Genomic DNA, 6,000 nt, shown 5'->3' with positions numbered 1-6,000 from the left:
ACCAATAGTCCGTACGGGATTCGAACCCGTGTTACCGCCGTGAAAAGGCGGTGTCTTAACCCCTTGACCAACGGACCCTGAGTTTTTTAACTCTTTCTATTATACCTACTTTTTCCTCTTTGTCAAGATCTTTTTTTAATGAATTTGACTTTTTCTTTTCTTGACCAACTTCACGACTGCTTCTGTTCGTGCGGTGTGGGGAAACATATCAACTGACTGGATATACTGGAGATCATAGACTTTTACCAGTTTAACTAAATCTCGCGCCAAGGTCGAAACATTGCAGGATACATAGACCATTTTTTCTGGAACATAAGTCAGAATGGTATCCAACAACTTATCATCTAAGCCCGTACGAGGAGGGTCTACTATCAGTGCATTCGCTCGGTAACCCTCTTGATACCAGCGGGGAATAATCTCTTCAGCTGTCCCCGCTTCGTAATGAGTATTGTCAAATCCCATTTTTTGAGCATTTTGCCTAGCATCTTCAATGGCTTCTGGAATAATATCCATCCCTCTGAGACTCTTGACCTTCTTCGCGAAGGCAAATCCGATCGTCCCGACACCGCAATAGGCATCAATCAGATGATCTTCTTTGCTAACATCTAGAGCTTTAACTGCTTCACTATAGAGAATCTCAGTCTGCTCCGGATTGAGCTGATAGAAGGCACGGGGCGAGAGAGAAAACTCATAGTCGAGTACTCCTTCTTGAATACTCTCTTGGCCCCAGATAATTTCCGTCTTCTCACCATAGATTTCACTTGTTTTTGCTGTATTTGTATTAACTGCAACCGTAACGACTTCTGGAAAATCCTTGACTAGGTCTTTAACTAGTTGATTTAAATTAAGCTGGCGATTTGTGACGACGATAATCTGGACTTGTCCAGTTTTTCTTGCTCGACGTACCATGATGGTACGAACACCTAGCGTTTTTCTCTCATCGGTGATAGGGATTTGATGGTAAGTGAGAAGCTCAGCTAGGTGATTCGCAATCACTTGGGTTTCCTTATCTTGAACCAAGCAGTCTTTCAACTCGACAAGGTAATGAGAATTCTGCGCATACAAACCTGCCTTGACCTGATTTTTAAATTTCCGAGTCTGGAATTGTAGCTTAGCACGGTAGTACTTTGGTTCCTGCATTCCGATAGTTGGACGGATTTCATAGTTTTCATATCCTGCAGGAGCAAATTTTTTCAGGGCTTGGTGGAGCAAGTCCGTTTTGAACTCTAACTGTTTATCATAGTGAAGGTGCATAATTTGGCAACCACCACATTCATTATAAATCGTACAAGCAGGTACGACTCGAAATTTAGACTTCTTATTGACCTTTAGTAATTTGGCTTCAACAAAGTTACGTTTAATAGAAGTAATCTGACAATAGATATCTTCTCCTTTGAGGGCTCCTGGCACAAAAACGAGGGTTTTCTGGTAGAAACCGATTCCCTCACCATTGATACCCATCCGCTTGATTTTTAAAGGTATTTTTTGTTTGACTTTCAGATTCATACCCCTATCTTATCACATTTTAGGGTATAATAGAACTATGAAAATCACAAAACTTGAAAAGAAAAAACGCCTCTACTTGATGGAACTAGATCACCAGCATACCTCTTATATCACGGAAGATACCATTGTCCGTTTTATGCTATCTCGAGATAAGGTCATTAGTAAAGAGGAACTTACCGAGATTCAGGACTTTGCTCAGTTTTCTTATGGTAAGAACCTCGCCCTCTACCATCTATCGTTTAAAGCTCGAACCGAAAAGGAAGTTCGTGAGTATCTGAGAAAGTATGATCTTAATGAAAAAATCACTAGTCAAGTTATCGCTAACCTTAAAGAAGATAACTGGATTAATGATCGTCAGTATGCCTACTCTATCATCAATGCCAATCAACTTTCTGGAGATAAGGGGCCTTATGTGCTAGCTCAAAAACTGTCTCAAAAAGGGATTGCCAAATCAACTATTGAAGAGGTTTTAAAGGATTTTAATTTTTCAGAGGTTGCTCAACGTGTTGCAGAAAAACTGCTTAAAAAATACAATGGAAAATTTCCCGCTCGTGCCTTGCAGGATAAGATTATCCAAAACTTGACGAACAAAGGCTTCTCCTATTCTGATGCTAAAAATGCCTTTGACAGTTTGGATAGTCAAGTTGATCAAGAAACGACTCAAGAACTCATTTTCAAAGAGCTAGACAAACAATATACTAAATACGCTCGCAAATATGAAGGTTACGAACTAAAGCAACGTTTAACTCAAGTATTAGCTAGAAAAGGCTATGATTTTTCGGATATAGCAAGCGCTCTCAGAGAATATCTTTAACATTTTCGTGTAAAATTCAAAAAAATTAGACCGATTTATGATATAATAGTAAACGATAAACTTATAAATTGTAGAAAGTTGGTTAGTTATGAAACTTCCAAAAGAAGGCGACTTTATTACAATTCAAAGTTATAAGCATGATGGGAGTCTCCACCGCACTTGGCGGGACACCATGGTACTAAAAACAACAGAGAACGCCATTATCGGCGTCAACGACCACACACTTGTTACCGAAAGTGACGGTCGTCGTTGGGTGACTCGAGAACCGGCTATTGTTTACTTTCACAAAAAATATTGGTTTAATATCATTGCCATGATTCGTGATAATGGGATTTCCTACTATTGCAATATGGCCAGCCCCTACTATCTAGATGAGGAAGCCCTGAAATACATTGATTATGATTTGGATGTCAAGGTTTTCACTGATGGTGAAAAGCGTCTCTTGGACGTTGAAGAGTATGAGCGTCATAAACGCAAGATGAAGTATTCTGATGATTTAGACTATATTTTGAAAGAGCATGTTAAAATCCTTGTTGATTGGATTAACAATGGACGCGGTCCTTTCTCAGAGGCCTATGTCAACATTTGGTACAAACGCTACATAGAACTAAAGAATCGGTAAAGTTGTCAAACTGGGGTGAGAACCCTGGTTTTTTATTTGAAAAACCCAGCTTTTCAGCTGGGTTGATTTCTATATATCTAATTTAGTCACAGTAAACTTGATGTGGGAATAGTCTTTTTCAACATCCTTATCCAACAAGAAAGCCGTGGCATCCTTCTTAACCTGAACCAGGTCTATATTCTGAGCTTGAGCTGCATAGACGCATCCACAATAACATTGACGATAAATATCATACTCTTCACACATCTCCACCGAACGCTTGTAGCCTTGATTTTTCTTAAAATCACTTGGGAGATAGTGGGTTGTATAAATCTTTTGCACATCAATTCCGATGCTGTTGATGGTTTGAGAATTCTTATGGGGACTGATGGTCAAAGCTGAACCAAAGTAGTCAAAGCCCAAGTCCATAGCCACTTGCGCTGTTTTGTCCAGACGGTAGTCAAAACAAACCTTGCAACGGTCACCACCTTCGGGTTCTTCTTCTAGTCCTCTAACTAACTTCCGGTATTCATTTGGTTCATATGGGGCTTCTAAATACTGGACCGTATTTCCTGTTCGCTCATTGAAATCACTAACAAATTTCTTGGTGATGTAAGCCCGCTTGTGGTATTCTGCCTTGGGATGGATATTGGAATTGGCAAAATAGATAGTCACATCAGCGTATTTGGTCAGGTACTCTAGTGTGTAGGTACTACAAGGAGCACAGCAAACATGCATGAGAATAGTGGGGCGTTGCTCATTTTTCTCCCAAACCTGAACCATTTTCTGCATAACACGGTCATAATTAATCTTCTGATTGGGATTCATCTTGCTCAGAATTTCTTCTACATCGATCATGTTCTTCTCCTTTTACTATTAGTTATTTTACCACATATCACCAACCAGCTCAAATCTATTTTTTTTAAAAGGTAATAAAAAGAGGGATTCGTATTCCCTCCTTTTGTGTCTCTTATGAATTGCTTCGTATCGAAAGCTTACATCATACCGCCCATCATGCTTGGATCCATTGCTGGAGCTGGGGCTACTGGTTCTGGTTTATTGGCTACGACTGCTTCTGTTGTCAAAATCAAGCTGGCTACAGATGCTGCATTTTGAAGGGCAGAACGACTAACCTTAACTGGGTCGATGATTCCTTCTTCAATCATATTAACCCACTCACCAGTTGCTGCGTTGAAGCCTGTACCAAGCTCAGCATTCTTCAAACGATCGATGACGATAGACCCTTCGAATCCTGCATTGTGGGCAATTTGACGAACAGGTTCTTCCAAGGCACGGAGAACAATATTTCGTCCTGTTGCTTCGTCTCCTGTCAATTCCAAACCAGCCACTGCCGGAATGACATTTACAAGAGCTGTTCCACCACCTGCAACGATTCCTTCTTCAACGGCTGCACGAGTAGCGTTGAGGGCATCTTCGATGCGGAGTTTCATTTCTTTCAACTCAGTCTCAGTTGCAGCTCCGACCTTGATAACAGCGACACCACCTGATAATTTAGCCAAGCGTTCTTGGAGTTTTTCACGGTCAAATTCAGAAGTTGTGGTTTCGATTTGAGACTTAATAACTGCGACACGGTGAGAAATTGCTTCAGGATTGCCAGCACCTTCTACGATAACCGTGCTGTCTTTGTCCACAGTCACTCTCGCTGCTTGACCAAGCGCCTCAATCGTCGCATCTTTCAACTCAAGGCCAAGATCTTCTGTGATAACTGTTCCACCTGTCAAAATAGCGATATCCTCGAGCATGGCTTTACGACGGTCACCAAAACCAGGAGCTTTGACAGCTACGACATTGAAGGTTCCACGAATCTTGTTCAAGACAAGAGTTGGAAGAGCTTCGCCATCCACATCATCTGCAATAATCAAGAGTGGACGATTGCTTTGGAGAATGCTTTCTAGAAGTGGCAAGATTTCTTGGATATTGGAAATCTTCTTATCTGTAATCAAAATGTATGGATTTTCAAGGTCAGCCACCATCTTTTCGCTATCTGTCACCATGTACTGTGAAAGGTAACCGCGGTCGAACTGCATTCCTTCAACCACTTCAAGCTCAGTCTCCATACCACGTGACTCTTCAATGGTGATGACTCCATCTTTGCCAACTTTTTCCATGGCTTCAGAGATGTATTCGCCGACTTTTTCAGAACGAGAAGATACAGCAGCAACCTGAGCAATGGCTTCTTTATTGGCAACAGGGATGGCATTGTTTTTCAAGGCTTCTACAGCTGCGGCAACCGCTGCTTCAATCCCCCGTCGGATACCGATTGGGTTGGCACCTGCTGTGACGTTTTTGATTCCTTCACGGACGATAGCTTGGGTCAAAACAGTTGCTGTTGTCGTTCCGTCACCTGCGATATCATTGGTTTTTGAAGCGACTTCTGATACCAATTTGGCACCCATATTTTCAAAATGGTCTTCCAACTCGATTTCTTTGGCAATGGTCACCCCGTCATTGGTAATTAAGGGTGAACCGAATGATTTTTCAAGAACAACATTACGACCTTTTGGTCCCAAGGTTACTTTAACAGTGTCTGCAAGGATATCGACACCACGGACCATAGCTGAACGAGCATCAGATGAAAATTTAATTTCTTTTGACATACTTACTTTCTCCTTCTATTCTTCAATAATAGCCAAGATGTTAGCTTCGCCAACGATAACATACTTTTCATCGCCATCTTTGACATCAAGACCTGCATGGGCTTCAACTAAGACACGGTCTCCAGCTTTAACACTTGGAGCGACCAAGTCGCCATTCAAGGTACGAACACCCTGTCCAGTAGCTATAACTTGGGCAGTTTTTGTTTTTTCTTGGGCTGAGCCTGCAAGGACAAAGCCTCCGACGGTTTGTTCTTTTTCTTCGATTTTCAAGACCACACGGTCTCCCAATGGTTTCAACATTTGCTTTCCTCCATAATGAAATAGATACCATTAGCACTCTTTGTACCTGAGTGCTAAACCATAGTTCTATTGTATCACTTGGTCAGAAATAGTCAAGAAAAAAGTCTGACTTTGGCAAGATAAAAAGTCTGAGACCAACTCAGACTTTTCAATGTTTATAC

6 protein-coding genes and 1 tRNA gene are annotated in these 6,000 nt (G+C 41.3%); 2 read left to right on the top strand and 5 right to left on the bottom strand.

Translation table 11 applies throughout. From position 1 onward, the window contains the following. Window positions 1-5: 5 nt before the first annotated feature. Window positions 6-77: transfer RNA gene (locus HF881_RS09740), tRNA-Glu, on the bottom strand. Window positions 78-135: 58 nt separating this feature from the next. Next, window positions 136-1,506, bottom strand: coding sequence for a 23S rRNA (uracil(1939)-C(5))-methyltransferase RlmD (rlmD, locus tag HF881_RS09735; protein ID WP_169447316.1), 1,371 nt, complete (start codon window positions 1,504-1,506; stop codon window positions 136-138). Between the two features lie 37 nt (window positions 1,507-1,543). On the opposite strand from rlmD, the gene recX reads away from it, so the two are divergent. Then, a complete protein-coding gene (gene recX / locus HF881_RS09730) occupies window positions 1,544-2,320 on the top strand; it encodes a recombination regulator RecX (protein ID WP_169447315.1) in 777 nt (258 codons plus the stop codon). Between the two features lie 88 nt (window positions 2,321-2,408). Continuing rightward, window positions 2,409-2,942, top strand: a complete 534-nt coding sequence (locus HF881_RS09725; protein WP_000775318.1) for a DUF402 domain-containing protein — start codon at window positions 2,409-2,411, stop codon at window positions 2,940-2,942. 69 nt (window positions 2,943-3,011) lie between these two features. Here HF881_RS09725 and HF881_RS09720 read toward each other — a convergent pair whose 3' ends face one another. From HF881_RS09720 to groES, 3 genes are all read right to left on the bottom strand, one after another. Next, window positions 3,012-3,779, bottom strand: coding sequence for an epoxyqueuosine reductase QueH (locus tag HF881_RS09720; RefSeq protein WP_169447314.1), 768 nt, complete (start codon window positions 3,777-3,779; stop codon window positions 3,012-3,014). A 137-nt stretch (window positions 3,780-3,916) separates the two neighbouring features. After that, entirely contained in the window at window positions 3,917-5,539 is a 1,623-nt protein-coding gene (gene groL / locus HF881_RS09715) for a chaperonin GroEL (RefSeq protein WP_169447313.1), read from the bottom strand. A 15-nt stretch (window positions 5,540-5,554) separates the two neighbouring features. Next, window positions 5,555-5,839: a co-chaperone GroES gene (gene groES / locus HF881_RS09710; protein WP_169447312.1), complete on the bottom strand. Its 285-nt coding sequence runs from the start codon at window positions 5,837-5,839 to the stop codon at window positions 5,555-5,557. Window positions 5,840-6,000 lie beyond the last annotated feature (161 nt).

The sequence above is a fragment of the Streptococcus sp. WB01_FAA12 genome, assembly GCF_012843315.1.
Lineage (GTDB): Bacteria > Bacillota > Bacilli > Lactobacillales > Streptococcaceae > Streptococcus.
The sequence above is the reverse complement of the archived record's forward strand: the minus strand, read 5'-3'. Positions and strand labels throughout refer to the sequence as shown.

Excerpts from the sequence above, each read along its gene's own strand:
- HF881_RS09725 (WP_000775318.1), top strand. The coding sequence starts at position 2,409 with ATGAAACTTCCAAAAGAAGGCGACTTTATTACAATTCAAAGTTATAAG.
- groES (WP_169447312.1), bottom strand. The coding sequence starts at position 5,839 with ATGTTGAAACCATTGGGAGACCGTGTGGTCTTGAAAATCGAAGAAAAA.
- recX (WP_169447315.1), top strand. The coding sequence starts at position 1,544 with ATGAAAATCACAAAACTTGAAAAGAAAAAACGCCTCTACTTGATGGAA.
- rlmD (WP_169447316.1), bottom strand. The coding sequence starts at position 1,506 with ATGAATCTGAAAGTCAAACAAAAAATACCTTTAAAAATCAAGCGGATG.
- HF881_RS09720 (WP_169447314.1), bottom strand. The coding sequence starts at position 3,779 with ATGATCGATGTAGAAGAAATTCTGAGCAAGATGAATCCCAATCAGAAG.
- groL (WP_169447313.1), bottom strand. The coding sequence starts at position 5,539 with ATGTCAAAAGAAATTAAATTTTCATCTGATGCTCGTTCAGCTATGGTC.